Source organism: Bacillus sp. JHAA, assembly GCF_036961585.1.
Lineage (GTDB): Bacteria > Bacillota > Bacilli > Bacillales > Bacillaceae > Bacillus > Bacillus velezensis.
Map to the genome: position 1 here is coordinate 1 of NZ_JBAMDE010000009.1, position 25,167 is coordinate 25,167.

30 protein-coding genes and 1 pseudogene are annotated in these 25,167 nt (G+C 46.9%); 11 read left to right on the plus strand and 20 right to left on the minus strand.

All coding sequences use genetic code 11. From position 1 onward, the window contains the following. Positions 1-134 precede the first annotated feature (134 nt). Complete coding sequence (locus V7728_RS18095) at positions 135-1,019, minus strand: nucleotidyltransferase-like protein (RefSeq protein WP_007408569.1); 885 nt, start codon at positions 1,017-1,019, stop codon at positions 135-137. A 202-nt stretch (positions 1,020-1,221) separates the two neighbouring features. Between V7728_RS18095 and V7728_RS18100 the strand changes: the two genes are divergently transcribed. Further along, positions 1,222-1,575, plus strand: coding sequence for a YgzB family protein (locus tag V7728_RS18100; protein WP_007408568.1), 354 nt, complete (start codon positions 1,222-1,224; stop codon positions 1,573-1,575). 34 nt (positions 1,576-1,609) lie between these two features. Here V7728_RS18100 and perR read toward each other — a convergent pair whose 3' ends face one another. Both perR and bcp read right to left on the minus strand, forming a co-directional pair. Then, on the minus strand, positions 1,610-2,047 hold the full coding sequence (gene perR, locus V7728_RS18105) for a peroxide-responsive transcriptional repressor PerR (RefSeq protein ID WP_003155465.1): 438 nt from the start codon (positions 2,045-2,047) through the stop codon (positions 1,610-1,612). A 124-nt stretch (positions 2,048-2,171) separates the two neighbouring features. Beyond that, on the minus strand, positions 2,172-2,645 hold the full coding sequence (bcp, locus tag V7728_RS18110; protein WP_099566507.1) for a thioredoxin-dependent thiol peroxidase: 474 nt from the start codon (positions 2,643-2,645) through the stop codon (positions 2,172-2,174). 157 nt (positions 2,646-2,802) lie between these two features. On the opposite strand from bcp, the gene V7728_RS18115 reads away from it, so the two are divergent. Together V7728_RS18115 and V7728_RS18120 are read left to right on the plus strand one after the other, a co-directional pair. Next, on the plus strand, positions 2,803-4,092 hold the full coding sequence (locus tag V7728_RS18115; protein WP_007408567.1) for a glutamate-1-semialdehyde 2,1-aminomutase: 1,290 nt from the start codon (positions 2,803-2,805) through the stop codon (positions 4,090-4,092). 209 nt (positions 4,093-4,301) lie between these two features. Then, positions 4,302-5,366, plus strand: coding sequence for an aromatic acid exporter family protein (locus V7728_RS18120; RefSeq protein WP_007610190.1), 1,065 nt, complete (start codon positions 4,302-4,304; stop codon positions 5,364-5,366). A 79-nt stretch (positions 5,367-5,445) separates the two neighbouring features. On the opposite strand, the gene V7728_RS18125 is transcribed toward V7728_RS18120, so the two are convergent. From V7728_RS18125 to fabL, 5 genes and pseudogenes are all read right to left on the minus strand, one after another. Beyond that, entirely contained in the window at positions 5,446-7,188 is a 1,743-nt protein-coding gene (locus V7728_RS18125; protein WP_014417243.1) for an ABC transporter ATP-binding protein, read from the minus strand. An 82-nt stretch (positions 7,189-7,270) separates the two neighbouring features. Continuing rightward, complete coding sequence (ntdP, locus tag V7728_RS18130) at positions 7,271-7,801, minus strand: nucleoside tri-diphosphate phosphatase (RefSeq protein WP_003155475.1); 531 nt, start codon at positions 7,799-7,801, stop codon at positions 7,271-7,273. 135 nt (positions 7,802-7,936) lie between these two features. Continuing rightward, positions 7,937-8,203 (minus strand): YgaB family protein, encoded by a 267-nt coding sequence (locus V7728_RS18135; protein ID WP_003155476.1) that lies wholly within the window; start codon positions 8,201-8,203, stop codon positions 7,937-7,939. Positions 8,204-8,363: 160 nt separating this feature from the next. Beyond that, positions 8,364-8,516: pseudogene (locus tag V7728_RS18140) on the minus strand (gamma-type small acid-soluble spore protein); the annotation flags it as partial. Positions 8,517-8,600: 84 nt separating this feature from the next. Further along, positions 8,601-9,353 carry an enoyl-[acyl-carrier-protein] reductase FabL gene (fabL, locus tag V7728_RS18145; protein WP_003155478.1) on the minus strand — a complete coding sequence of 251 codons (753 nt, stop codon included), beginning with the start codon at positions 9,351-9,353 and terminating at the stop codon, positions 8,601-8,603. Positions 9,354-9,434: 81 nt separating this feature from the next. Between fabL and V7728_RS18150 the strand changes: the two genes are divergently transcribed. Then, positions 9,435-9,659, plus strand: a complete 225-nt coding sequence (locus V7728_RS18150; protein WP_007408563.1) for a hypothetical protein — start codon at positions 9,435-9,437, stop codon at positions 9,657-9,659. 6 nt (positions 9,660-9,665) lie between these two features. Here V7728_RS18150 and mutY read toward each other — a convergent pair whose 3' ends face one another. Beyond that, a complete protein-coding gene (mutY, locus tag V7728_RS18155) occupies positions 9,666-10,763 on the minus strand; it encodes an A/G-specific adenine glycosylase (protein WP_012117124.1) in 1,098 nt (365 codons plus the stop codon). 225 nt (positions 10,764-10,988) lie between these two features. Between mutY and V7728_RS18160 the strand changes: the two genes are divergently transcribed. Further along, positions 10,989-11,972, plus strand: coding sequence for a metal-dependent hydrolase (locus V7728_RS18160; protein ID WP_012117123.1), 984 nt, complete (start codon positions 10,989-10,991; stop codon positions 11,970-11,972). Here the strand turns inward: V7728_RS18160 and V7728_RS18165 are convergent. The 6 genes from V7728_RS18165 to V7728_RS18190 all read right to left on the minus strand — a co-directional run bounded on the left by V7728_RS18165 (position 11,969) and on the right by V7728_RS18190 (position 17,984). Then, positions 11,969-14,554, minus strand: a complete 2,586-nt coding sequence (locus tag V7728_RS18165) for a YfhO family protein (protein WP_099566506.1) — start codon at positions 14,552-14,554, stop codon at positions 11,969-11,971. The two genes, V7728_RS18160 and V7728_RS18165, sit on opposite strands and share 4 nt — an antisense overlap. A gap of 36 nt (positions 14,555-14,590) precedes the next feature. Beyond that, the gene (locus tag V7728_RS18170; RefSeq protein ID WP_003155484.1) at positions 14,591-15,571 is read right to left on the minus strand and encodes a glycosyltransferase family 2 protein; all 981 of its coding nucleotides are present in this window, start codon (positions 15,569-15,571) and stop codon (positions 14,591-14,593) included. A 209-nt stretch (positions 15,572-15,780) separates the two neighbouring features. After that, positions 15,781-16,641 (minus strand): alpha/beta fold hydrolase, encoded by an 861-nt coding sequence (locus V7728_RS18175; protein ID WP_020955529.1) that lies wholly within the window; start codon positions 16,639-16,641, stop codon positions 15,781-15,783. After that, positions 16,634-16,969 carry an SdpI family protein gene (locus V7728_RS18180; RefSeq protein WP_043020688.1) on the minus strand — a complete coding sequence of 112 codons (336 nt, stop codon included), beginning with the start codon at positions 16,967-16,969 and terminating at the stop codon, positions 16,634-16,636. Before V7728_RS18180 ends, V7728_RS18175 begins: the two co-directional genes overlap by 8 nt. Positions 16,970-17,054: 85 nt before the next feature. Next, positions 17,055-17,582: an SH3 domain-containing protein gene (locus V7728_RS18185; RefSeq protein WP_015417063.1), complete on the minus strand. Its 528-nt coding sequence runs from the start codon at positions 17,580-17,582 to the stop codon at positions 17,055-17,057. A gap of 132 nt (positions 17,583-17,714) precedes the next feature. Beyond that, positions 17,715-17,984: a YfhJ family protein gene (locus tag V7728_RS18190; protein ID WP_003155492.1), complete on the minus strand. Its 270-nt coding sequence runs from the start codon at positions 17,982-17,984 to the stop codon at positions 17,715-17,717. Positions 17,985-18,107: 123 nt separating this feature from the next. On the opposite strand from V7728_RS18190, the gene V7728_RS18195 reads away from it, so the two are divergent. The 3 genes from V7728_RS18195 (at position 18,108) to V7728_RS18205 (ending at position 19,672) form a co-directional block, all read left to right on the plus strand. Further along, positions 18,108-18,260 (plus strand): small, acid-soluble spore protein K, encoded by a 153-nt coding sequence (locus tag V7728_RS18195; protein ID WP_003155495.1) that lies wholly within the window; start codon positions 18,108-18,110, stop codon positions 18,258-18,260. A 148-nt stretch (positions 18,261-18,408) separates the two neighbouring features. Continuing rightward, positions 18,409-19,320, plus strand: coding sequence for a trypsin-like serine peptidase (locus V7728_RS18200; RefSeq protein WP_015239429.1), 912 nt, complete (start codon positions 18,409-18,411; stop codon positions 19,318-19,320). After that, a complete protein-coding gene (locus V7728_RS18205; protein WP_043020687.1) occupies positions 19,283-19,672 on the plus strand; it encodes a DUF2606 family protein in 390 nt (129 codons plus the stop codon). Before V7728_RS18200 ends, V7728_RS18205 begins: the two co-directional genes overlap by 38 nt. 39 nt (positions 19,673-19,711) lie before the next feature. Here V7728_RS18205 and V7728_RS18210 read toward each other — a convergent pair whose 3' ends face one another. The 3 genes from V7728_RS18210 to recX form a co-directional block, all read right to left on the minus strand. Next, positions 19,712-20,905: an MFS transporter gene (locus V7728_RS18210; protein WP_025284446.1), complete on the minus strand. Its 1,194-nt coding sequence runs from the start codon at positions 20,903-20,905 to the stop codon at positions 19,712-19,714. A 143-nt stretch (positions 20,906-21,048) separates the two neighbouring features. After that, complete coding sequence (locus V7728_RS18215; protein ID WP_032867739.1) at positions 21,049-21,363, minus strand: YfhH family protein; 315 nt, start codon at positions 21,361-21,363, stop codon at positions 21,049-21,051. A gap of 6 nt (positions 21,364-21,369) precedes the next feature. After that, on the minus strand, positions 21,370-22,161 hold the full coding sequence (gene recX, locus V7728_RS18220) for a recombination regulator RecX (protein WP_015239427.1): 792 nt from the start codon (positions 22,159-22,161) through the stop codon (positions 21,370-21,372). Positions 22,162-22,252: 91 nt separating this feature from the next. Here recX and V7728_RS18225 point away from each other — a divergent pair, with 91 nt between their 5' ends. The 3 genes from V7728_RS18225 to V7728_RS18235 all read left to right on the plus strand — a co-directional run bounded on the left by V7728_RS18225 (position 22,253) and on the right by V7728_RS18235 (position 23,582). Next, positions 22,253-23,152, plus strand: a complete 900-nt coding sequence (locus V7728_RS18225) for a TIGR01777 family oxidoreductase (protein WP_025284445.1) — start codon at positions 22,253-22,255, stop codon at positions 23,150-23,152. 57 nt (positions 23,153-23,209) lie between these two features. Continuing rightward, positions 23,210-23,320: a YfhE family protein gene (locus tag V7728_RS18230; protein ID WP_003155504.1), complete on the plus strand. Its 111-nt coding sequence runs from the start codon at positions 23,210-23,212 to the stop codon at positions 23,318-23,320. Between the two features lie 70 nt (positions 23,321-23,390). Then, entirely contained in the window at positions 23,391-23,582 is a 192-nt protein-coding gene (locus V7728_RS18235) for a YfhD family protein (protein ID WP_003155508.1), read from the plus strand. Between the two features lie 39 nt (positions 23,583-23,621). On the opposite strand, the gene V7728_RS18240 is transcribed toward V7728_RS18235, so the two are convergent. After that, the gene (locus tag V7728_RS18240; protein WP_082999099.1) at positions 23,622-24,206 is read right to left on the minus strand and encodes a nitroreductase family protein; all 585 of its coding nucleotides are present in this window, start codon (positions 24,204-24,206) and stop codon (positions 23,622-23,624) included. Between the two features lie 76 nt (positions 24,207-24,282). Continuing rightward, a complete protein-coding gene (locus V7728_RS18245; RefSeq protein WP_025284444.1) occupies positions 24,283-25,167 on the minus strand; it encodes a PhzF family phenazine biosynthesis isomerase in 885 nt (294 codons plus the stop codon).

The window sequence follows — 25,167 nt, forward strand, 5'->3', positions numbered from 1 at the left end:
CAACCTCATCTCGAGGCGACTTTTTTAGTATAACATTTCAGCGAGTTGCTGTCAAATGTTTTTTTATTTTTATTTCTCCGCCGCTGTGAGCTTTTTGTTGAAGCGCATCAGCGACGTTTAATAATATACCATGCCTATGATTCAGCGTCAACACTTTTTTTGAAAGAATATCCTCGATGATATACTTCCTGCCCTTTGGTCTCTATTTGAGATACTTCAACAAAGCCTTTTTCCGTCAGGTAATCAAGCATGACACCAAGATCTTGGGTGAAGTGCACCAGTTCAGGGTGCTGAAGCAATTCTCCAAACTGCCACATTTCTTTTTCTTTCATCACTTGAAAAAGGTGCGCAGAACCGATTTCAGCTTTTGAATGGATGAGAAAATCATTTGCTAAGAATAATAATTCGAGTCTTTTCTCCAAACTTTCGTGACTCTCGACAAGTTCGGAATATAGCTTATATACCTGCGGCTCAATGTGACGGACCTGGTTCCAGACTGTCGTTTCGGGATAAAACCCCCGGTCAATCACTTCTATGCGGGCCAAGTGGTGAAGAGCATGCACTACCGCATAATATGCATCCAGAAAATGATCAGCTTCAAAAAACGCTTTTCCTTCTACAAATCTTCTGATCAGCTTGCCGTATTCCATTCCGATCTTTAATTTCCGCTCGGCGAAAGGAAAAGTGCTGAGCCGGTCATTGAGTTCAGATATATATTCATTGCGGTCAAACAGCACTTTGCCGTTGATGATCCAATCTATGACTCTTCTATTGGTCCCAAGCAGAATCCATTCCTGAAGCAGAGCATCCGTTACAATATGTAAAGAAGCGGTTTTTTGTTCGAATTCATAATGCTTTATAAAAAGAGGTTCATCAGCCTGTTTGACAATGACAAGCATGACCGCATCAAAGTTATCCGTGATGGATGATGCTTTACTCCTTCTCTCAATCATAAGGACGGCCAGCGTATCGGGATGACTTGCTCTTTCTTGGTAAATTGGACGGAGAAGATTGTCCATTACGATTCCTCCAATGCGATTGTTTCACTAGCTATTGTTTCTACATTTCTATGATAAAACATGAAAGTCCTTTTTTCTAAACACATTGCACTATTATAACAAATTTCCTTTCAGGTGCCATATTTATTCTTCCCTTTTCTTACGAAAACATGAAGAATATGCCATCTGTTTTGTGCTATAGTTAAACGAGAGGGGGATGGACATGGCGAAATACTCAAGCAAAATTAATAAGATCAGAACGTTTGCGTTAAGTTTGGTTTTCGTTGGGTTTATCATTATGTACATCGGGCTGTTCTTTAAGCAGTCTGTTTTGCTTGCCAGCTTGTTTATGATTCTCGGCCTGCTGTCGATCGGGCTCAGCACCGCCGTTTATTTTTGGATCGGCATGCTGTCCACAAAAGCGGTCCGGGTGATGTGCCCCGCTTGCGAGAAAGAAACGAAGATTCTGGGCAGAGTGGATATGTGCATGCATTGCAGAGAGCCGCTTACATTGGATAAAGGATTGGAAGGCAAAGCGTTCGATGAGTCTTATAACAGAAAAAACAGTGTAAAATAAACGAAGCTGACCGTATCAAAGCGGTCAGCTTCGTTTAGTGGTTTTCTTTTTTGGAACATTCTTGGCAGACGCCGTAAATCTCCAAACGGTGGTGGCTTACCTTAAACCCCGTGACGTGAGCCGCAAGCTGTTCTACTTCGTCAAGCCCGGGATAATGGAAGTCTACGATTTTTCCGCAGCTTTCACAAATGGCGTGATAATGGTCAGAGGTGACAAAGTCAAATCTGCTGGACGCATCTCCGTACGTCAGTTCCTTTACAAGCCCCGCTTCCCGGAATACACGCAAATTGTTATACACTGTCGCAACACTCATATTAGGGAATTTCCCTTCCAAGGCTTTATATATATCGTCCGCTGTCGGATGTGCCATAGAATCCACGAGATATTCCAGAATGGCATGACGTTGAGGAGTAATCCGGACTCCCGTATCCTTCAACGTGTCTAAGGCTTCTTTTAATTCATGTGCAGCCATCCGTCATGCACCTCTCTTCTAAAAAAGATTCTTACTTTATAATGTTTATAATTAGTGTACATCTTTTTCCGGTCTCCTGTCAAATGTAATCTGAAGAAAACCCCGTGAGTTCAGCATTTGTCCATTAATTAGACGCAATTTGTTCCAATTCGCGAAGCGCCTCGGCAACGTGATCTTTCACTTTTACCTTTCTCCACTCCTTCACAAGACGGCCTTCTTTGTCTAACAAAAAAGTGGATCGCTCGATACCCATATATTCTTTCCCAAAATTCTTCTTCAGCTTCCACACATCAAAAGCTTCCGCCAATTTGTGCTCATCATCAACGAGGAGCTGGAAAGGAAGATCGTGTTTTTGCTTAAATTTTTCATGTTTGTCACGGCTGTCAGGGCTTACTCCGATGATAACGGCATCAAGTCCCGCGAAACTTTCGTGCTGATCACGGAAATCACATGCTTCCGTCGTGCATCCGGGTGTCATGTCTTTCGGATAAAAATAGAGAACGACGTACTTCCCTTTAAAATCCGTCAATGCTACTTCTTCACCGCTGTCATTCACTAATTTCATAGCCGGTGCTGTTTGTCCGATTTCAATCGTCATTTCTTATACCTCCGGGTTTTTTATTAAGCGTATCCAATTCACGTTAAGATTACAACCGTTATCCCCCCGCTCTTTTCTGGAAGCATGAACCGTTGTGCTCGCAATGAAGCATGCTACAATAGAACATGATGTAAGGAGATATTAGGAGGGTCATTTTTTGTATACAAAATCAGTTGAACTTCATAAGGAAGCGTTAGAGCATATCGTCGGAGGCGTGAACAGCCCGTCCAGATCCTATAAAGCGGTAGGCGGCGGTTCACCCGTTGCGATGGAAAAAGCGAACGGCGCTTATTTCTGGGATGTAGACGGGAATCAGTATATCGATTATTTAGCGGCTTACGGCCCGATTATTACCGGACATGCCCATCCGCATATTACTGAAGCGATTAAAACAGCGGCTGAAAACGGCGTGCTGTACGGGACGCCGACCAAACATGAGGTCACTTTCGCCAAAATGCTGAAGGAGGCCATTCCTTCACTTGATAAAGTACGATTCGTAAACTCAGGCACTGAAGCGGTAATGACAACGATCCGGGTTGCACGCGCTTATACAGGCCGGACAAAAATCATTAAATTCGCCGGCTGCTATCACGGCCATTCTGATCTCGTACTTGTCGCTGCGGGTTCCGGTCCGTCTACGCTCGGCACTCCTGATTCCGCCGGCGTGCCGAAAAGCATCGCCAATGAGGTGATTACCGTTCCTTTCAATGACATTGAAAGCTACAAAGCCGCGCTGGATAAATGGGGTTCAGAAATTGCAGCGGTTCTCGTCGAGCCGATCGTCGGCAACTTCGGCATCGTTGAACCTGAAGAAGGATTTTTAGAACAGGTAAATGAATTGACCCATAAAGCGGGCGCGCTCGTCATTTATGATGAAGTGATCACGGCGTTCCGTTTTATGTACGGAGGCGCGCAGGATCTTCTTCAAGTGAAGCCTGATTTAACGGCGCTCGGTAAAATTATCGGGGGCGGCCTGCCGATCGGCGCTTACGGAGGCAAAAAAGAGATCATGGAGCAGGTTGCTCCGCTCGGCCCGGCATATCAAGCCGGCACAATGGCCGGAAACCCGGCATCTATCCTATCAGGCATCGCCTGCCTGGAAGTGCTGAAGGAAGAAGGCGTTTATGAGCGGCTTGATGAGCTCGGCGCCAGACTTGAGCAAGGCATTCTCGCCCATGCGGAGACACACGGCATTACCATCACCGTCAACCGTTTAAAAGGCGCGCTCACGGTTTACTTCACTGATGAAAAGATCGTCAATTACGAGCAGGCGGAAAATACGGACGGAGAAGCATTCGCCAAGTTCTTCAAGCTGATGCTTGAGCGCGGCATCAATCTCGCTCCATCGAAGTATGAAGCTTGGTTTATCACAACCGCACATACTGAAGAGGATATCGACGCCACTTTACAGGCCGTTGAAGATGCGTTCAGACATATGAAAAAATAACTGCTGAAACAAGCGGGAGCCCGGGGCTTCCGCTTTTTCTTTTTGTCCGATTTGTGAGATAATGGTTTTTTCAAAAAAAGACCTTGAATAATTGGTATGATCCCTGTATATTACTTTATTGTTTAGCAAATCAGCCGACAGGGAAATGTAAGTGTCAGCCGTTCGTTCGGCACATAATTTATTAGAGAAAGGAATGCACGCACAAACCAATGAAACTTGGTGCCCGCATTTTTAAAACAGGGATTGCGATTACGCTCGCACTCTACTTAGCATCATGGATCGGACTTCCGTCGCCGATCTTTGCCGGGATTGCAGCTATATTTGCCATACAGCCCTCTATTTACAGGTCTTTTCTTATCATTATTGATCAGGTTCAGGCAAATATCATCGGCGCTGTCATCGCTACGGCATTCGGACTGATTTTCGGACCGAGTCCGATTATGATCGGATTGACCGCAGTGATTGTCATCACGATCATGTTAAAACTGAAAATTGAACACACCATTTCGATTGCGCTCGTGACGGTTATCGCAATTTTAGAAACACCGGGAAACAGCTTCCTGACGTTCGCTCTGATACGAACAAGCACCGTTATTTTAGGCGTGCTGTCTTCTTTTATTGTGAACCTTGTGTTTCTTCCGCCGAAATACGAAACGAAGCTGACTCATCATACGGTTGAATATACCGATGAGATCATGAAATGGATCAGGCTGACGATGCGTCAGTCCACGGAACACTCGATATTGAAAGAGGATATTGAGAAGCTGAAGGAAAAGATGATGAAGCTTGATCATACGTACCTTCTTTATAAAGAGGAGAGAAGCTACTTTAAGAAAACGACGTATGTAAAGTCGCGCAAGCTTGTATTGTTCAGACAGGCGATTATTACGGCGAATCGGGCGCTTGATACGCTGAAAAAGCTGCACCGCTATGAAAACGAGATTTATCATATGCCGGAGGAATTTCAGGAGACGCTGACAGAAGAAATTGATTATCTGCTTCATTGGCATGAAAGGATTCTGATGCGGACGGTCGGCAAGATCAAACCGCATGATGACGATGCTGAAGAAAGCATAAGATATAAACAGCTTTTGACGAAGTCTTTCTTGAAAAATCAGCAGAACTGCGAGGATGAACTGCTTGATTACAATATGCTCAGCATTATGGCTGCGGTTGCGGAATACCGCGAGCAGCTGGAGCATCTCGATACATTAATTACGAGTTTTCAGACATACCACCCGAAAGACAGCGAATTAGAAACAGACGAAGAGTAACCCGGTGCTTCCGTAAAACCGGGTTTTTTTGCATTCAAAAAAACTTATGCCGCCCATTCGGACGGCATAAGTTTTTGTATCAGTTCAAATTCTGAATCGTAAATAAGTGTCTGTACTGGCCGCCTTGGGCCATTAATTCCTCGTGCGTGCCGGTTTCGACGACGGCGCCGTTTTCCATGACGACAATTTTATCCGCGTGCGTAATCGTGGACAGCCTGTGGGCGACGATAAAAGTCGTCCGGTTTTTCGCAAGCTTTTCCATCGCTTCCTGAATGTAGTGTTCACTTTCAAGATCAAGAGCCGATGTCGCTTCATCCAAGATTAACAGCGGCGGATTTTTTAAGAATACACGCGCGATGGAAATCCGCTGTTTCTGCCCGCCTGACAATTTGACGCCCCGTTCGCCGACTTTGGTTTCATAACCTTCTGGGAAATTCATAATAAATTCATGGGCATTTGCCGCTTTCGCAGCCGCAACCACCTCATCCAGAGACGCTCCCGGTTTACCGATGGCGATATTTTCACGAATCGTCTCACTGAACAGAAACGTATCCTGAAGCACCATTCCGACTTGATTGCGGAGGCTTCTCGCTTCATAATCGCGAATATCTGTGCCGTCAATCAGCAGGCTGCCGCCGGATACATCATAAAAACGCGGTATGAGGCTGACAAGCGTCGATTTACCGCCGCCGCTCATCCCGACGAGCGCGACGGTTTCCCCTTTTGTCACCTTTAAGGAAACATCCTGCAAAATCGTTTCTTTTCCTTCCTCATAACGGAACGAGACATTTCGGAATTCAACTTCGCCCTTAATGCCGTCAGCTTTTACTGCATTCGGTTTATCAGTCAGTTCATACGGCTCGTCGATAAATTCAAATATGCGGTCCATTGAAGCGATCGACTGGGTCAGCGTCGTCGATGAGTTGATCAATCTTCTGACCGGATTGTACATTCTGTCAATATAGCCGACGAACGCAACCATCGTCCCTACCGTCAGCGGACCGTTTATGACAAAATAACCCGCAAACGCGATAACGAGCAGCGGCGCCAAATCCGTAATGGTATTCACGACTGCAAACGTTTTTGCGTTCCAATTCGTATGACGGATCGCTCTGTCCAGAAAATGTCCGTTTTTTTCATCAAAATTGGCTTGTTCATAATCTTCAATGGCAAAACTTCTGATGACGGGCATCCCCTGAACTCGTTCGTGCAAATGTCCCTGAACTTGGGCGAGTGCCTGAGAACGCTCACGTGTCAGTTTTCGGAGGCGGCCGTAAAAGTATTTCACTGAAATTCCGTATAACGGAAACAAAATGACAGATATCAATGTCAGCTTGACATCGAGTGTAAACATAATGCAGATGACGATCAGCACCGTCATCATATCAAGCCAGATATTCATCAGTCCGGTTATGACAAAGTCTTTTGTCTGTTCGACATCATTTATCACCCGGGAAATGACTTCGCCCGTTCTCGTGTTGGCATAAAACCTCAGGCTCAATTTTTGAATATGATCAAACAATACTCCCCTGATATCATAGAGCACCCGGCTGCCCGTCCATTGCGCGAAATATTGCCGATAGTACTCTACCGGGGGACGCAGAATTAAAAACAGCACGAACATGATACCCATGATCGTGAATAGCGATGATGTTTTAGCGCTTGCCGTTCCGCTCCCTTGAATAATGTCATCGACCACGTATTTTAACAGCAGCGGGAGAGCCAGCGGGATGGAGAATTTGATGATGCCGATTAACACTGTGATAAAAATTTGTTTTTTATAAGGTTTTACAAATTGCATATAGCGTCTGATTACGCCCACACTTTATCCCCCTCTCTCTTTAAGGCGTGTGAGCCCATGTGAAAAACCTGTTGACACCCCAACAGGTTTTTTATTGTATTCTTTATTTTGTATAGCGCAGATACCGTTCATACCACATATCAACAAATTCCGGAGCAAACGGTCCTTTCCGCTGATGAATCCAGTGCAGCAGCGTATTCAGATACTCCTTCAGAATGCTGTCGATCTCTTTAGGGTAATTCATTGATTTGCGGTGGTCATCGTATTCATCCTCGTCAAGAATGTTATACGTCATATCCGGAAACACCTTGACATCCAAATCGTAATCAATATATTTGATGGCCTCTCCGTCATAAGCGAACGGCGAGCTGATGTTGCAATAATAGTGTACCCCGTCATCTCTCAGCATTCCGATGACGTTAAACCACTGACGGGCATGAAAGTAGCAGATCGCCGGTTCTCTCGTCACCCACGTCCGTCCGTCGGATTCCGTCACCATTGTCCGGTCGTTGGCTCCGATGATACACAATTCCGTACTTTTTAAAATCGTCGTTTCATTCCAAATTCGATGAAGCAGCCCGTTATGCTTATAGCTGTGAATTTGAATGGTTTCTCCTTCCTTGGGATATCCCATATTTCTCCCCTACTTTCTGTAAAGCCCTGCAGTCAATGCAGCCGCAATTGCTTTCCGACAAGTCTTTTCACTATTATAACGTTACGAATTAAAAAATGAAAATAAAAGAACCACTCCGCTTCCGGAATGGCACATTCATTTCTGCACATAGGAAGACGGCTTTTCCGTGCTGCGATAAGACTGGATGACTTGCTCTGTCTGCCTTTGGAATAACTCCTGTATGCCGGCCAGGTCTTTTCGCTTTGTCGCAATTTCGTCCTGTACATTGTCCAGCTTTGCATCTCTTTCCAGACTGATGAGTTCCGCTTCCACCTGCCGGCAGCGGTCAAGTTCTGACTGCAGCTCGAGAAGCTGATCCATGATTTTCATCTGTTCACTTACAAGCTTTTCAAACTCTGACATCGGGTTCCTCCTTAGGCTTTTAGGTTGATACTCCTTACCATTTCGATTTTACGTCGGAAAACCCTTTGACTCATTCTGTAGAGGAATCACAAGTTTTGTCGTTTTGGCAACAGAAAAAAGCACTTCCATCCGAAGATGAAGTGCTTTTTCGTTTCAGTGATTAGCTGTTTTGCTGTTTGTTTTGTTCAGCAGATTGGTTTTGCTTTCTAACCTGCTGCGCATCAGTTTCACTGCCGAATTCAGTGCCGTATTGACCCTGACCGGAAGCTGATTGCTGGTTTTGTTTTTTCACCTGCTGAACGTCTGTTTTGCTGTATTTTGAGTTTGCCATTGTTATCACCTCCACGCACTTTAGAATGCGCAGGAGATGATAAGGCTATTCATCTTTTTTTAAAACTTATACAAGCAGAGAACGTCCGCCGTCAATAATGATGGTCTGGCCGCGGATCATGTCCGCTTTTGAAGAAACTAAAAACTCCACCGTATCGATCATATCTTTAATTTCGACCATTCTGCCGGCCGGCGTATTTTGGCGGGCATCTTCCAGCAGTTCATCTCTGTTAGGGAAATGCTTCAGCGCGTCCGTATCAATCGCTCCGCCTGACACCGCGTTTACGATGATATTTTTCGGAGACAGCTCAACCGCCAGATAACGGGTTAACGATTCTAAAGCGGCTTTTGAGACACCGACCGTCGTATAGTTTTCAAGATAGCGGATGCTGCCGAGCGAGCTGATGCTGACGATGTGGCCGCCTCCGTTTTTCTCCATCATCTTTGCTGCTTCCTGGGCGCAGAAAAGCAATGCTTTCGCATTGATATTCATCGTCCAGTCCCAGTGTGTTTCTTCCAGTTCCATGACCGGTCTCAGCACGCCTGAAGCCGCATTATTGACGAACACGTCCAGTCTGCCGAATGTTTCGTCAATCTGGCGGAACATGTCTTTGATTTTTGCCGGCTGGCCGACATTGGCTTTAATGACGAGCGTTTTAACGCCGAGTTTTTCAATTTCTTCGGCGGTTTCTAATGCCGCTTTTTTACTGCGGGCGTAATTGATGACGATGTTGTATCCTTTTTCCGCGAGTCTGATGGCGGCTGCTTTCCCGACGCCGCGGCTGCTTCCCGTGATCAGTGCGCATTTATTTTGTTCCATTTTTCCTCAGCTCCTTGCTGTGTATAGTTCTTTTCATTCAACAAACAATAAAAGCAATATGTGTTGAAAGGGGTCTTTTATATGTATGTCGGACGTGATATGGGCGAATTGGCCATGATGCCCAAAAAAGATTGGAGAGATTCAGAGCTCGCCTATTTCCATCATGCCTTCCAGCAAATTATGCCGTATTTAAACGAAGAAGGCCAGTCCAAATACCGGGAACTGATTCAGGAAATCGAAGCCCGCGGCGGACTGAAACGGAATGAAGCGGATTACGGCCACGGCACTCGCGTCAGCTATGACTGACGCTTTTTACAGGCGGCCGCTTTCTTCCGCCATTTTCCATATCTTTTGATGGGAAACGGGAAATGCGTATTCCTCGAGCTCCTCTTTTGTGACCCGTATGAATTCCGTTGTATCCGACACTTGTTTTACTTTACCGAAAAAGACCGAAATATTCCATACGAGATGGGTGAAAACATGTTCTACGATGCCTTCCAGCTCCCCGATTTCAGCGGTTGTTCCCATCTCTTTTTCTAAATAGGCTTCAAGCTGCTCTCTTTCGGTTTTGATTCCTTTCTGGGTTTCGGTATTCGGAAACTCCCACAAGTTGGCGAGCAAGCCTTTTGGCGGCCGTTTATGAATATAGACATCGCCTTGATCGTCTGTCAGCACAACGGCTGCCATTGTTTTTATTCCGGGCTTTTTCTTTTTGCTTTTAACGGGCAGCTCCCGCTCTGTCCCTTCCGCAAATGCCGAACAGTGCTTTTGTACGGGGCAAAGCAGGCAGGACGGCGATTTCGGGGTGCAGATGATCGCGCCGAGCTCCATTAAACCCTGATTGAATTCAGATGGTTTTTCATGAGAAATGAAAGCGGATACCGCCTGTTCGAAAATGGTTCTGGTTTTAGGTTTTGCGATATCGTCCCATATGGAAAGAATTCTCGACATGACACGCATCACATTGCCGTCTACGGCGGGAATCGGTTTGTTGTATGCGATGCTGAGCACGGCGCCTTTTGTATAAGGGCCGACGCCTTTCAGTCCGCCAAATTCCTTTTCCTCGGCAGGGACGACTCCCCCGTACCGCTCATGCACTTCTTTTACGGCACTTTGCAGATTTCTTACACGGGAGTAATAACCTAGCCCTTCCCAGGCTTTGAGCACTTTTTCCTCATCGGCTTCAGCGAGCGCCGAAACGGTCGGAAATTGCTCAACAAACCGCCGGAAATAAGGGATAACGGTTTCTACGCGCGTCTGCTGCAGCATCACCTCTGACACCCACACCCGATACGGGTCCTGATTTTCTCTCCACGGCAGAATTCTCTGTTCTCTTTCGAACCATGTAATTAAGTCCTCGCGAAATTTGTCTATATCTTTTTGTTTCATTTTTTCTTCAAGTGCGTTCATATCTTCTCCTCAGATGTTTCGGGTTCCGCTTTTCTTGACACCGTATTTTGGTGTAAACTTAGGGCACGTTACGATAATATGTTACATTAAATAGTGATAAAGAAAAAGCGGAAACATATGAGAACGGCGGATAAACGCCATGATTGGGCAAACAGAAAATGGGGAATATCTTATAATGCGAAATATGCGGGCGACTGATTGTTAACGCCTGCTAGGAGGTCAACAATGGATACTGGCACTCACGTTGTCATGGGTATCGCGCTTGGCGGAATCGCAACTCTTGATCCTGCCGTCGGCATGCACACCCCCATGTCTCAGGCAGTTATGATCGCCGCTCTTGCCGGCTCTCAGGCACCTGATATTGATACCATATTGAAGCTGAAAAATAATGCCGTTTATATTCGAAATCATAGAGGGTTCACGCACTCCATTCCCGCCGTTTTATTTTGGTCCGTTCTGATTCCGGGTATTTTGTTTATGTTTTATCCGGAAGCGAACTTTTTGCACCTGTGGCTGTGGACGCTTCTCGCTGTCGTTTTGCATGTGTTTGTTGACATTTTTAACGCGTACGGCACGCAGGCCATCCGCCCGTTTTCGAGAAAATGGATCGCTCTCGGTTTAATCAATACCTTTGATCCGTTTATTTTCGTCAGCCATTTGGCCGCGATTGCCGTGTGGTATATCGGAGGTCATCCGGGCGTGACATTTCTGATGCTTTATATCATCCTCACAGGATATTACGCCGTCCGGTTTTTGATGCAGCTGCGGATAAAGCGAAGGCTGCGCGAAATGATTGAAGAGGAGATTGAAACCATCATTATTTCGCCGACGATGAAATTCAGGCAGTGGCGTATCGCCGTGACGACGGCGCATGCCTTTTATGTCGGCAGAAGCCTTGACGGCCATGTCGTGATATTGGATACATTCAACCGCGTGCCCGTTCCGGAAACCGATGTGATGAAGGCCGCAAAACAGGACGAAAATATTGCAGCCTTTCTTTCATTTTCCCCCGTTTACAGGTGGGAGGTCGATACCTTTAAAGATCATTATGAGGTGCGTTTTATTGATTTACGCTACCGGAGCAAAGGCCACTATCCTTTTGTCGCCATCGTCCACCTCAGTCATGATTTAGAGCTTCTCTCTTCTTACACGGGCTGGATTTTCAGCGAGGAAAAATTGCAGAAAAAATTAAAGCTCGGCTCTGTTTAAGAGCCGGGCTTTTTTTGTCTTCTCACATATATAACCGCAAACACGAGGCTGATCACCGATAGAGCGGCCGCGGGTTTAAAAAACGGCGGGAAATACGTTAATTGAATATCGTTTTTTCCTTTTTGCGCTTTAAATCCGATAAAGGAATAATCCGCTTTTTCAATCTGCTCTTTTCTGCCGTTTATCTTCAGCTCCCAGCCTTTTTCATATGGAATCGGAAGCATGATATACGGCGCGCGGGTTTTGTTATCATACGAGATATGAAGCGTATTTCCGCGCCAGCTGAGATCGGCCCGCGGTTCTTTTTCCGCTTTTCGGTATGCGCTTTTCAGCGTATCGTACCGTTCTTCATAAAGCGCCAGTCTGTCAAGCTGATACGACCCTTTCGGCAGACGGATTTGGATGTTTTTTGTTTTCGGCACTCTGACAGTAAGATCGTTGACACCTGTTTTGTAAATGGATTGATTCGATTTTCTCGTTGTCGTGTAATCGTTCACTTTTAATGTAAAGCCCTGGTCCTTCGCTTTATTCTTCAAATAAAAGCTGACGTAATAATCGCCGCCGTCCATCTTAGCGGCTTGCGGCGTAATGACCAGGCCGCCGCCGTCTTCGTTTACCGTCAGGATGCCGTTATGATAATCGCCATGTTCGGCCGCTACCTCTGCATGGCGGATCATATTTTTCGCCTCAGGCGCTTTTTTCGTGTTGGTTGTGCTTGATTCCATGACGATCCCGTCAAGCATTGCCCGTTCCCTGGCAAGGGCGGGCGCTTTTTTCAGGCCGCCCTCGTTATATACGCGATCGGCTGTCCGTACGAACGGAAGCATATATTGATTTTGATAAACCGCATAATGGGTTGATTCCATGATTTTTTTGAACCCGTACGGCACGCCGGCCTCGTTTGTTTTTTCCGTCATATAATATTTTCCGTAAAGCAGGCTGTATAAATTAGCCCTGTTTCCTAATGTGGCATAGCGGCTGACGCTTTCTCTGCCCATGTCAATCTGGAGGTCGTTCCAGTAAAAGGACAGCAGATTGCGGTTCAGTATGCTTGAGTATACGCTGAATCCGTTGAACCCGTATATGATCGGGGTGTTATTGAAAACACCGTTCATCCAATCTAAACGGGCAAACGGATCAGGGTCTTTTTCTTTCAGACGCTGAATGAGCTCTGATTGTTCTTTGCCTTTATAGTGAGCACCCGTCATAAATGTATGCGATACCGTATAAATCTTCCCGCCTTCTGATAAAGCATATTTTTCATATGTATTAGCCGTAAGCACAGCTGTAAGCAAAATGACGGCATAGACGGCGGGCACCGCGCCTTTCAGTCTTGTCTTTGCTGCAAAGAAAGCGGCTATGCTCAGCACCAGAAGAAGGATGACGGGCAGGTTGGCGTGATCAGACATATCCAGACTGTACCGCCTCACCTGGCTCCAATAGAGCAGAACGACGAGTACGGCGGACATCAGCATACTCTTCATGCTGATGTCTGAAAGCTTAGAAAGCCCGGCTGAAACCGTTCCGGCAATCGTGAAGCACAGGACGTATTCAAACCTGTTCTGCGGAGCTGAAAAACCGTTAAAGGCACTTGCCGCGAACGGACTGAAGTGAAACAGAATATACAGCAGACTGATTCCCGCAAACAGCCGGAACAAGCGGTTTTTGTATAAAGTAAATGTAAATAGAAAAAGCAAAAAAGCCGCCGGCAGGATGATTATCCTGCTAGAAAATAAAATGTTGTCGGAAAAATCAAGCCATGCAATATGCTCTGAATACGGAGGCCGCAGATTATGAAGGTATCCGTATACGACAGGAATAAAGGAAACTGCGCTTATGCCGAACCCGAGAAGGCCCGACAGAATAAATATCCTGCATTGAGTGAGCTTTTTCGCCTCATTGCCTTCAAGGGGGATCACCCACCTGAATAAGATATAAATGCCGATGAAAATCAGATTAATATACGCAAAATAAAAGTTGTTGATCAATGTCAGCGCACAGGCGAAGATAAACCACGCCGGCTTTTTTTCCCGGATGATTTTTTCCGCGCCCAACACAAGCAACGGCAGCCACACCATACTGTCAGTGAAAAAGTCCCAATATACCTCATGCCGGAAGTAAATAATCGAGACCCCGTACAACACGGCGCCCGCAAAAGCAGGCACCGTCCGTTTGACGAAATAACGGAACACACACGCTGCCGTGAATATGATAAAACTCTGCTTGGCAATGCTGATAAAAACGGAGGCCTGCGCCCAAAACAGCGCATCAGCCTCACCCGTCAGCTGAATAAGCTGCAAAAAGCGGACAGCGGCGGAGATAAACAGGAATAGAAAAGAAGTAGAGAAATAATAGCCGAGCTGACTGTACACGCCCCCGCCCAGTCCGAACGAATAGCTGTAAAACAGCCTGCCGTTCATATATTGATCAAACAGCAGCTTTTTGAAGACCGCCATTTGGGCGATCCCGTCTCCAGACCCCGTCATATAGCGGCCTGCCGACCACTCTTTTAAGAAAAAAATATGAGCGGCTGCCGCAGCCAGCACACAGGCTGCCGGCAAGATCCATTTATTTTTTTTCATACAACGTCCCCAGACCCTGCGCACAGCGGCGGCTGTTTAATGGTTCCACTTGCGCTTTTTTGTATAATTCGTTTCATTTTGTTCTCCGTACGTTATATTCGCTTCTTTAATTAAATAGTGCGGGCGTTTTTTTGTTTCATAGTAAATCCGGCCGATGTATTCTCCGATGATGCCGAGACTCAAAAGCTGGATGCCCCCTAAAAACAGCACGGCGGAAATAATGGTGAAGTATCCGGGTACGGACACGCCGTGTGTCAGAATATGAACAAAGGTCGTTACAATATACACCATCGACAAAAGCAATATCAGAATACCGGTGAAAAAGCATACCCTAAGGGGCTTGTTGTTGAAGGAGACGACACCGTCCATTCCGTAGTTGAACAAATTGCTGAATGACCATTTGGACGTGCCGTTCTTCCTTTCGACATTTTCATAAAATACGATTTTCTGGTCAAACCCGATCCAGCAGAACAGCCCTTTCGAGAAACGGTTCCCTTCACTCAGCTTCAAAAGGGCATCAACGGCCTGCCGGCTCAGCAGGCGGAAATCTCCGACCCCGTCACGCAGGTCCACTTCGACGGCTTTGTTGATAAATTTATAATACAGGGAAGAAAGCACGGAACGCACGGGGCTGTCCCCTTTTCGGTTGCGCTGCGCGATGACTTGGTCATACCCTTCTTCATAGCCTTGAATGAAGTCTTTCAGCAGATGGGTCGGATGCTGCAGATCGGCGTCCATCACGATTACCGCTTCGCCCTGCACGTGTTCAAATCCTGCCAAAATGGCCGCTTCTTTCCCGAAGTTGCGGGAAAAAGATATGTATTTGACGCGATGGTTTCTGGCGGCCAGTTCTTTAATCTGCTGAAGGGTGTCATCCGCGCTTCCGTCATTGATGTAGAAAATTTCATAGTCATAATGAATCGTCTGAAACTCTTTTTTTAAAGATTCATGGATGAGCTTGACGTTGTTCCCTTCATTGTAAGACGGAATAATAATTGAGATTAACCTTTGTTTCATGAAGGCACCTTCTTTGTATTATTCTTTTTTTAGGACTGCCTTAAGGAATTGTCCGCAAAACTTCAGTAAGGCTTTTCCTTTTTTTAATGACGTTTAAACCCTTTTTTTGTTACAGGGAAAGAAAATTTTTTCTGCATATGGTTTATATTTTGTCATGTTTTTCGGCAGATATGAGAAAAAAAAGAAAAAGTCTGTACGCGGGACAGACTTTATTGCTGAAGGTATTCATGAATCAAATGGCTGACGATGCGCGGTTTTTCGTGAATGACCCAATGTGAGGCATCATCTATGAAGATTAAGTCGCCGTTTGGAATCATCCGTTTTGTTTCTTTGGCGAGCTTTTTGCTCAGCGCTCGGTCATTGACGCCCCATATTAATCGGTACGGAACGGGCATTTTAAGCGGAACGGCAGGGCCTAAACCGCCGGCTCTGATCGCCCGGTACCAGTTCAGCATCGCCGTGAGCGCTCCTTTTCTGCCCCAAGCTTCTTTGTAGCTGTCGACATCTTCCCGTGAAAAAAGCGCCGGGCGTTCGGATAAGCCGATCGCGTGATCCAATACGCGGTAATTGTCTTCAGACAATCTCCGTTCCGGCTTTTCCGGAAGCTGAAAGAACGCGATATAAGAGCTTTTCTTCCACTGCGGCGGGTAGAACGGTGTGACCTTCCGCATAACCGCCGGGTGCGGGATATTGACCGTGATCAATTTTTCAACGTATTGCGGCCGCGTGGATGCCAAATGCCAGGCCACGGCTCCTCCCCAATCGTGTCCGATGACGACGGCTTTGTCATCTGTAAAATGAGTGATCAGCCCGATAATGTCGTCTCTGAGCGTATCAATGGTATAGTTTTCAATGCCCTCCGGTTTGTCACTGAGATTATAGCCGCGCTGATCAGGCACGACAACATGGTATCCGGCATCCGCCAGCGGTTTGATCTGGCTTTTCCAGCCGTACCAGAATTCCGGAAACCCGTGCAGCAGCACCGCCAAAGGACCGTCTTTCGGACCGGCTGAAGCCGTGTGCAGCGTCACTCCGTTTGTTTCGATCATGTGAAACGTAATGTCATTCATCGATTCTCCTCCCCTTTTGTTTCAATCTTCTTTCTGTTAAGACGATGATCAGTACGCTGATCGCAATCAATAATACGGCCTGAACGATCAGGGCGAACGGCTGAGTCAGCCGGATAAGCAGGCTGCCCGCAAATCCAGCTGCCGCCGATATAAGGCCGAACAAAATCATGAGGAGCGCACTGAATCGATTGCCTTCTTTCCACTGCGACTCATCCGCCATAGAGCGCTTCGTCCGATATCCGTACAGACTGTTGATCGACTTCGGCGGAAAAAATGTGACTGAAATGCCGGCCGCAGCCATCAGAAGGCCGCCGATTACCATTATCATATCCGTCACTCTCCTTTTCATCTTTTACGAAAGGAAAGACGGAAGGTTTCAGAAAAAAAGCAGGCTCATTCGCCTGCCTGAATCTTTATTTTTGAGTTAAGTCGGCCGTTTTCACATAACCTGCTTTCCCGCCGTATGTGACGTACGCCCATTTACGGTCAAATCCTCCGTCATGGCTGAACCCCCAGCCGAGCACATTGACGGTTTCACCCGCTTTAACGGACCCTTTTTTGCCGGTTTCCAAAGTCGGCGTATAAAAAGCGGTTTGTTTCGCCGTCACCGCCTTCACCGGCTGCTTCATCAGAAAATGTGTGGAGATATAGGCTTTGTGCCCTTTGTAGTCAATCTCAGCCCAATCTGCTCCTTGAAGCCGTTTAACCTTTACGGAATCCTCTGAACGAAGCGTGCCGATAATCGACCCTTGTTTATTTGGTTCTTTGCGGACGTTAAGTTCTCCTGCTTTCACGATATATGTATCTGCTGCGGTGTCTATTTTTGTCTGGTGAACTGCTGCGGCATTCGCTGCCGGATCGAAAAAAACGGTGCCTGCGGCTAAAAATAAACAAAGTCCTGCGGCCGGAATAAATGCGGTTAACCCCTTTTTCATGTTCATTGTGGTTCCTCCCCGCTATTTTATAAGTTATTACACATTTCCACATTCCGCCGGTCGCCAAACATGATTTTTCTATTTCTTTTATAAAAAGTAAAAACCGCCGGACTTGTATCCGGCGGGCGAACTGCTATGTTAATGCAGGAGACCCCTGCTTTGATCCAAATAATGAGAAACGTCTTCCCGAACGCTCTGGAACATATGGAGCTTGCTGCCGTATGATTCGATCCATTCCTTGACGACGCGTTCTGTCATTTGCTCTCCTTGATACGGGCGGCCGGCTTTTGCGTAAGTCGCTTCGAAATCTCCCCATAAAAGCTCAACCCAAGTTCGCGCTTGCAAATAGCTGAGCATGTCATTTTTCTCAAGCAGCAAATTCGTCAGTTTGTCGATATATGTATTCATGTCTCTGTCTCCTTTCCTTGGGAAAACCTGCTGCTTTTACGCAGCTTGTCACAGGCATATACTAACTTTACGTCTTCAGTCCAGAAGGCGCAACCTTTTGATATTGGCCGAGGGGGAAAACAAATGGTCCGGAACAAGGCAAAAGGATTTCCTAATCAGAACAATAATAAGTTTGAAGGCGAACCGCGGGCAAAGGATGACTACGCTTCTAAACGGGCGGACGGTTCAATTAATTCGCACCCGCAAGAACGCATGAGAGCTTCAGGCAGACGATAACACACACACCGTAAGAGACCGGGAATGACCCGGTCTTTTTTTTTTGCGGAAAAAAACATCCTTTTGCGGTCATAACGCTAAATAAATTCCATAATATGTTAAATGTTAAAACGAAAGCCGGTAGACAAAAAAGGAGGGGTTTTATAAAATGAAGACAGTTTCAAAACGATTGCTGAGCCTTACCGCATTCTTACTGTCAGTTTCATTATTTGCTGTTTCAGCTGAAGCAGCGGGCAGCCCGCAGACATCTGTATCAAACAGCGGTGAGGAGTTTGACGCACATCAGAATCAGCCTGTACAAACAACACAGACATCCCCCGCTTATGAAGGAACGGGCCTCACCAAAAGACAGCTTGCACAAAACAGCAAAGCTGACATCAAGTCATTAAAGCCTTCCAGTATTATTGGGACAGACGAACGAATCAGAATTTCTCCTACAACATCATTTCCATATCGAGCGACAGCACAGCTGACCGTTACATACAGCGGCAGCACAAGCACCTACGGATGCACCGGTTTTTTTGTCAATGCCGACACGATCGTTACGGCGGGACATTGCGTGTATGACCAGAAAAACGGCTGGGCATCGAAAATTACGGCAGCTCCCGGCCGCAACGGATCATCGTACCCGTACGGCTCTTATTCAGGCAAGACATTCTACAGTGTCAAAGGGTGGACAGAAAACGGTGACACAAACTACGACTACGGCGCAATCAAAGTAAACGGGTCGCCCGGGAATACCGTCGGCTGGTACGGCTACCGGACGACCAACAGTTCCAGTCCGGCCGGGCTTTCCTCAACCGTGACAGGATATCCGTGCGACAAAGTGTCCGGTTCCATGTGGTCGGACAGCAAGCCGATTCGTTCTGCCGAGACATATAAACTCACTTACACGACAGATACGTTCGGCTGCCAGAGCGGATCGCCCGTTTACCGCAATTACAGCGACACCGGCCAGACCGCCATTGCCATTCATACAAACGGCGGGTCGTCTTACAATCTGGGAACAAGGGTGACAAACAGTGTATTCGACAACATTCAATATTGGTCAAATCAATAAAGCTTTTGTTTTCTTTCTCGCGGCGGCCGTTTTATGCGGATGCGGCAAAGCGGACGATTCCGCCGCCAAAAAAGCATTGCCCGTTACGCTCCATGTTGAGGATGCAGACGGTTCACCGGCGGCCGGTGTGACGGTCACCGTGATGAAAGCGGCGGAGTCAGATCATCAGCCGAATATAGACCGCGGAGAGATAATAGGCAAGACTGATCACCACGGCGAGATTGCATGGAAAAGCGGCGCGAAAGGAACCTATGCCGTCGTTTTTGAAAAAGACGGAGTACCGGAAACCCGGAATATGTCCTTAGCTGAGAGTGATAAACATACGGTGATCAGCATTACATTGAAGCACTGAAAAAAGCTTGCAGGCGGAATATCCCCTGCAAGCTTTTTGTTATCCTTTATGCACTTGGTATTCATAGACATCTTTCTTCTCAGACAGATGAGCGAACGTGGAAAGCACAAGGCCGAGAGCCGTCATCAGCGCACCGCCGGCAAACAGCCATGAGTAAGATCCCGTTCCCCCGAGAATCAATCCGCCGATCCAGGCGCCGAGCGCGTTTGCCAGGTTAAAGGCGGAAACGCTCACCGCAGCGGCGATTGTCGTGCCGTTTTCTGAGGAAGAAATAACCTTGGTCTGCAAAAGCGGCGGCGTGCCGAACGCACATGCGCCGAATAAAAATGTCGCTGAAACGGCGGCGGCGGGAAAAACAGCGATATAAGGGAAAATCGCCAAGACGCCGATCAAGCCGATCATCACACCGATCATCGTGCGTGTCAGCAGTTTGAGCGGCACTTTCCCCGCGAAGAAATTCCCCGCCACTCCGCCGAGACCGTAGGCAAATAACGCACCTGTGATGCCGACTGTGCCGAACCCCGCTGAATCTCTTAAAATCGGCTCAATAAACGTGTAAGCGATAAATACGCCTGAGTAGCCGAGAATGGTGATCGCAAAGGAAAAAATCACTTGTTTATGCTTAAAGACACTCCATTCATTCATCAGCATCGGAATCACTTTCGGTTTCCGGTTCGGTACGACCAGCATCAGTCCGATCAGCCCGATCATGCCTAAAACGGAAATAATGAAAAAGACGGCCCGCCAGTTAAGGGCATCCCCTAAATAAGAGCCGAACGGGACACCGAGCATCAGCGCCACGGTTAATCCGCCGTTCATGGAAGCCGCGGCGGCGGAACGTTTTTCAGGCGGCACCATTTCACTCGCAAACACCATGGCGATCGCAAAAAAAGCTCCGTGGATGGATGCGGATAAAATTCTGGAAATCGCCAGCACGGCGAAGTTCGGCGCAAAGACGCTCATCAGGTTGGCAAGGACGAAGATGCCCATTAACCCTAGCAGCACCGGCTTTCTTGGCAGCTTAACCGCGATAATGGTTACGATCGGGCCCGTCAGGCAGACGCTCGCCGCGTACGCCGTAACAAGCATGCCCGCTGAAGATACATGTATATGAAAGTCATCGGCAATCGACGTCAGAATACCCATGACAGCATATTCCGTATACCCGATGGAAAATGTGCAAATCATTAAAACAAAAATCATTAATTTCACTGATGGCTGTTTCATTTTGATATTCAACGCAAATCGCCTCCTTTTTATTAAAAAACAACGAATTCCATCTTAAAAGATATCAAAAATGAATTCAATCATTTTTTACTGAAAGTATGAAACGAATGTGCCCGAAAAGAAAAAGAGGCCGGAACCGGCCTCTTTTGTTATTTTTTTTCTTTTAAAACGGAAATCGGCAGTGCTTCTTCCCCGTCAGACGGGGAAGATCTGTGTCCCCAGGCGAATACGCCGTTGATGTAATCAATGCGGAAAGTGTCATCAGAACCTTCTATCTGATACACCCCGCCGGGCCGAAAGTCTTCCGGGTTCAGCATGTAAGCTTTGGCCATCGTAATTTTCCGTTCAAGCACGGCCAGTTCATTTACAATGCCCATCTGTTCCGCTTTTCGCGCTTTTTCCGTCAGTCCCGCAATTTCTGTCTGTAGTTCATGAGACGTCATTTGACTGTATCGTTTGTCCATTTCAGTTTACTCCTCTTCCTGCAAGAATTGATCAATATCGTCAATCGAGAATCCTTTTCTGAATAAGTACTGTTTAACCTTCATTCCGCTTTCATAACTGCCGTCATAACGGTATTTCCTGATCGCTTTTTCCGCATGAGCCTTCAGAGCTTCCATCTCGGCTTCATCATCATTTTCATACTCCGTCTGCTCCAGAGCGGCATTGATGACGTCGAAAGGGAAACCTTTTCGCTGAAGCTGCATCTGCGCCCGCTGTCTGATCTCTTTTGTGGACAGCTTTTTGTCTTTTTTCAGGATTTTGCCGATATGTTTCAGCGCTTCTTGTATCTGCTCATCAAATGTAAACGCACTGAGCGTCTCCTTGATGGTATCGTCGTCTATTCCTTTCGCTTTCAGCTCGCGGAACAGGACGTCAGGGCCTTTGCCGTTTGTTTTTTTGTGGGTGCTCGCATAGGCTTCGGCAAATTCTTTGTCATTTAAGTAGCTGTAATCGTACAGTTTATGGATGACTTCAGAAATGACCATGTCCGGTGTTTCTTTTTTCTTCAGATGATCCCGGACTTCTTTTTCAGAGCGCATCCGGTATGATAAAAATTCTACGGCGCGGTTAAAGGCTTTTTTCACGTCATCGCCGTACTGGATTTCAAGAATGTCAAGCTCGTCCAGTTCTTTCCCTTTTTTCAGGTCAAAACGCACAAGCACGTCGGCGTCGACGCTGAATGCATATTTCTCATCAAGAAAGATGTTGAAGCGCTCGGTATTTTTCTTTTGGGTCGATATTTTTGTAATAAAGGGCATCCCGGTCTCCTTTCCCGCCCCGATGTTCAGGCGTTTTTCTTTTTGGCAAATGAGGTACAGTATATGTATCAACGTGTAAGGAGAGATGGATATGAATATCGCGATGACAGGCGGCACTGGTTTTCTGGGCCGGCATCTGACAGGTGTGTTTACCCGCCGGGGACATCATGTCTATATTTTATCAAGAAAACAGAGAGAAACCGAACAAAAAAATGTGACATATGTTCAATGGCTGGCCGAAAACGCGGCGCCTGAGCGCGAGCTTCCCCCTATTGATGTATGGGTGAACCTCGCCGGCAAATCCATCTTTGACCGCTGGACGGACACAACGAAGGAACAAATCATCTCAAGCAGAATAGAAGCGACGAGAGAAGTCAGACGGATTATGAAGCAGCAGCCGAAAAAACCCCGGGCTTTGATTCAGGCCAGCGCCGTCGGCATTTACGGCACAAGCACAGAAAAAACGTTCACCGAACAGTCAGATACGTCAAATGAAGATTTTCTCAGTCATACGGCTCATATGTGGGAACGTGAAGGCCAGAAAATTGAAGCGCTCGGCATCCGGACGGTATATGCCAGATTCGGGGTGATGCTCGGTGAAAAAGGCGCCCTGCCGCTCATGGTTCTCCCTTATAAGCTGTTAGCCGGCGGCACCATCGGCTCTGGACGGCAGTGGCTGTCATGGGTTCATGTGGATGACGCCGCGGAACTCATCGCTTTTGCGGCGGAGCATGATGACTTGTCCGGTCCCATGAATGTGACATCGCCGAACCCCGTGGAAATGAAGCAATTCGGAAAGACGATCGCAGGCGTCCTGCACCGCCCCCATTGGATTCCCGTACCGGAACTTTTTCTGGAGAAGGCCTTGGGAGAAATGAGCCTGTTGATCGTAAAAGGCCAGCGCGCCCTGCCTAAGCAGGCGCTGACATCCGGTTTTCAATTTACGTATGAAGAACTTGATTCCGCTTTAAAGGATCTCTTATCTGCATAAAAACGGAAATAAAAGCCAATCCTATTGGTATTCTGTTTTGAAGGAGGGTCTTCTTTTATGGAAAAGAAGCGCGAAAAACATCAGCAGGGAGCCAATCTGAAAAAAATGCAGGAAGTCCTTTATTCCGGTGAATTCAAAAAAGCGGAAAGAGCAGCCAAACGGAAATAAACTGAATAAAGATCGGGATTGGGCAGATACTATGTTTGTTTGATATCACTTTTTTCAGGGGGCGATTGATATGGGCAGAAATCATACTCACAAAAACCGTGATAAAAACAAACAAAAACTTCCTCAAGTTCCGGATGCTTTGAAACGCGAAACAGACGGCACATATGAGGAATATTCAAGCGAGCTTGCTGACTCCGCTGACCGTGAAGCGCAGGCGCGGATGAAAGCCGCTGACAACAGAGCTAAAAGCAAAACCCGCTAATACGAAATCCCCGCCTCTGTATAGAGACGGGGATTTTTTTTACAGTTCGGTAAACAGGTTTTTTGCCGGCGTCCGTTCTTTCGCCTTAGGCTGTTCATCCGGATAGCCCGTTTGAATGATGGCGGCAAAGCGCTCATTGTCAGCAAGGCCGAAGTCTTGATGCACCTGTTTGTCATACATAATGCGGCCGCTTTTCCAGACCATGCCGATGCCGTTTTCATGTGCGAGGAGCTGAAGGTTTTGAATCATGCCGCTCAGCGCCGCAAAATCATCGTTTCTCGTAAATTCATTTTCATCTTCTTTTAAGACGACCAGCAAAAATCCCGGAACGGCGCTGAGGTTTTTTCTCATGTTCCGCTCTTTTTCCTCGTTGAAATCATCTTTTATCTTTTTGAAAAATGAGACGTAGCTGTCCGCAAGCTTTGCTTTTCCCGCTTCGCTTGCTGCGTAGATAAAACGCCATGGCTCCGTCAGTCTGTGGTTCGGTGCGTAAACGGCCGTTTCAAGCATATCTAATATGACTTCAGAAGGTACGGTTTCCGGTTTAAACGACCGGATGGATCTTCTGTTTCTGATTGTATGTGCAAGACTTTCGTTTTGCTGTAATTGTTCGGTTTTCGGCATGCCGATTCACCTTCCTATCCAAATGAAAATGATTATCATTTATAATATAACGGATACGACCGGCTTTTGTAAACCGTTACGGAAGCTGAAAATTGATTGTTTCGGCATACACGGCCGTTCCCGTCATCTTGATGTTCATCTCTCCGTTTTCCTCCGTGATCCTGATTTCCACTTTTCCGTCTTTCCCGATTTCCTGGCCTTGTTCAATCGTGAGGCATTCGGCTTCGGAGCCTCCGTATTGCCGCATATAGGCTGCCATGACGCCTGAAGCGGTTCCCGTGACGGGATCTTCGGTCGTTCCGGAGAAAGGGGAAGAAAAATGGCGTCCGTGCAGATCACTTTCCGGATGGACGGTTTCCAGAGAAAACGGATGAACGCTCGCTTTCGGAAGATCGCGCAAAATAGCGGGAAATTGTGCGTTGTCCGGCACCATATTCCGTGATGCTTTAAGTGATCTCAGCGGAACAATCAGTGTCCAGATCCCCGTTGATCCGTAAACAATCGGCAGCCCGCTGTGAAAATCCTCAGCCGTAATCCCGAGCGAGGCGGCAAGCTTTTCTTTGTCACCCGTAAACGGCAGAAATTGCGGGGGAGCCTGTTCGAGTGTGATGTATACCCGGCCGTTTCGTTCAGCGGCTTTTGCGGGAAGAATGCCGGCTTTTGTTTCAATTTGATATGTCTGATCAGCCTGAAGCCTTCCCTTTTCAATTAATGCGTAAAGAGAGGCGACGGTAGCATGTCCGCATAAATTCATTTCGTGGCCGGGTGTAAAATAGCGGATGCGCAGATCGGCTTCTCCGCTTTTACAGAGAAATGAGGTTTCATTGTACCCTGCCATTTCGGCGATCATCTGCATCTCTTCATCTGAATAATCATCTCCGTTAAAGACGATTCCCGCGGGATTTCCCAAATCCGGAATATCGGAAAACGCTTCATATTTAAACACGGTTGCCTGTTTCAT

Excerpts from the sequence above, each read along its gene's own strand:
- V7728_RS18095 (WP_007408569.1), bottom strand. The coding sequence starts at position 1,019 with ATGGACAATCTTCTCCGTCCAATTTACCAAGAAAGAGCAAGTCATCCC.
- V7728_RS18100 (WP_007408568.1), top strand. The coding sequence starts at position 1,222 with ATGGCGAAATACTCAAGCAAAATTAATAAGATCAGAACGTTTGCGTTA.
- perR (WP_003155465.1), bottom strand. The coding sequence starts at position 2,047 with ATGGCTGCACATGAATTAAAAGAAGCCTTAGACACGTTGAAGGATACG.
- bcp (WP_099566507.1), bottom strand. The coding sequence starts at position 2,645 with ATGACGATTGAAATCGGACAAACAGCACCGGCTATGAAATTAGTGAAT.
- V7728_RS18120 (WP_007610190.1), top strand. The coding sequence starts at position 4,302 with ATGAAACTTGGTGCCCGCATTTTTAAAACAGGGATTGCGATTACGCTC.
- ntdP (WP_003155475.1), bottom strand. The coding sequence starts at position 7,801 with ATGGGATATCCCAAGGAAGGAGAAACCATTCAAATTCACAGCTATAAG.
- V7728_RS18135 (WP_003155476.1), bottom strand. The coding sequence starts at position 8,203 with ATGTCAGAGTTTGAAAAGCTTGTAAGTGAACAGATGAAAATCATGGAT.
- fabL (WP_003155478.1), bottom strand. The coding sequence starts at position 9,353 with ATGGAACAAAATAAATGCGCACTGATCACGGGAAGCAGCCGCGGCGTC.
- V7728_RS18150 (WP_007408563.1), top strand. The coding sequence starts at position 9,435 with ATGTATGTCGGACGTGATATGGGCGAATTGGCCATGATGCCCAAAAAA.
- mutY (WP_012117124.1), bottom strand. The coding sequence starts at position 10,763 with ATGAACGCACTTGAAGAAAAAATGAAACAAAAAGATATAGACAAATTT.
- V7728_RS18160 (WP_012117123.1), top strand. The coding sequence starts at position 10,989 with ATGGATACTGGCACTCACGTTGTCATGGGTATCGCGCTTGGCGGAATC.
- V7728_RS18165 (WP_099566506.1), bottom strand. The coding sequence starts at position 14,554 with ATGAAAAAAAATAAATGGATCTTGCCGGCAGCCTGTGTGCTGGCTGCG.
- V7728_RS18170 (WP_003155484.1), bottom strand. The coding sequence starts at position 15,571 with ATGAAACAAAGGTTAATCTCAATTATTATTCCGTCTTACAATGAAGGG.
- V7728_RS18175 (WP_020955529.1), bottom strand. The coding sequence starts at position 16,641 with ATGAATGACATTACGTTTCACATGATCGAAACAAACGGAGTGACGCTG.
- V7728_RS18180 (WP_043020688.1), bottom strand. The coding sequence starts at position 16,969 with ATGATAATGGTAATCGGCGGCCTTCTGATGGCTGCGGCCGGCATTTCA.
- V7728_RS18185 (WP_015417063.1), bottom strand. The coding sequence starts at position 17,582 with ATGAACATGAAAAAGGGGTTAACCGCATTTATTCCGGCCGCAGGACTT.
- V7728_RS18190 (WP_003155492.1), bottom strand. The coding sequence starts at position 17,984 with ATGAATACATATATCGACAAACTGACGAATTTGCTGCTTGAGAAAAAT.
- V7728_RS18195 (WP_003155495.1), top strand. The coding sequence starts at position 18,108 with ATGGTCCGGAACAAGGCAAAAGGATTTCCTAATCAGAACAATAATAAG.
- V7728_RS18200 (WP_015239429.1), top strand. The coding sequence starts at position 18,409 with ATGAAGACAGTTTCAAAACGATTGCTGAGCCTTACCGCATTCTTACTG.
- V7728_RS18215 (WP_032867739.1), bottom strand. The coding sequence starts at position 21,363 with ATGGACAAACGATACAGTCAAATGACGTCTCATGAACTACAGACAGAA.
- recX (WP_015239427.1), bottom strand. The coding sequence starts at position 22,161 with ATGCCCTTTATTACAAAAATATCGACCCAAAAGAAAAATACCGAGCGC.
- V7728_RS18225 (WP_025284445.1), top strand. The coding sequence starts at position 22,253 with ATGAATATCGCGATGACAGGCGGCACTGGTTTTCTGGGCCGGCATCTG.
- V7728_RS18230 (WP_003155504.1), top strand. The coding sequence starts at position 23,210 with ATGGAAAAGAAGCGCGAAAAACATCAGCAGGGAGCCAATCTGAAAAAA.
- V7728_RS18235 (WP_003155508.1), top strand. The coding sequence starts at position 23,391 with ATGGGCAGAAATCATACTCACAAAAACCGTGATAAAAACAAACAAAAA.
- V7728_RS18240 (WP_082999099.1), bottom strand. The coding sequence starts at position 24,206 with ATGCCGAAAACCGAACAATTACAGCAAAACGAAAGTCTTGCACATACA.
- V7728_RS18245 (WP_025284444.1), bottom strand. The coding sequence starts at position 25,167 with ATGAAACAGGCAACCGTGTTTAAATATGAAGCGTTTTCCGATATTCCG.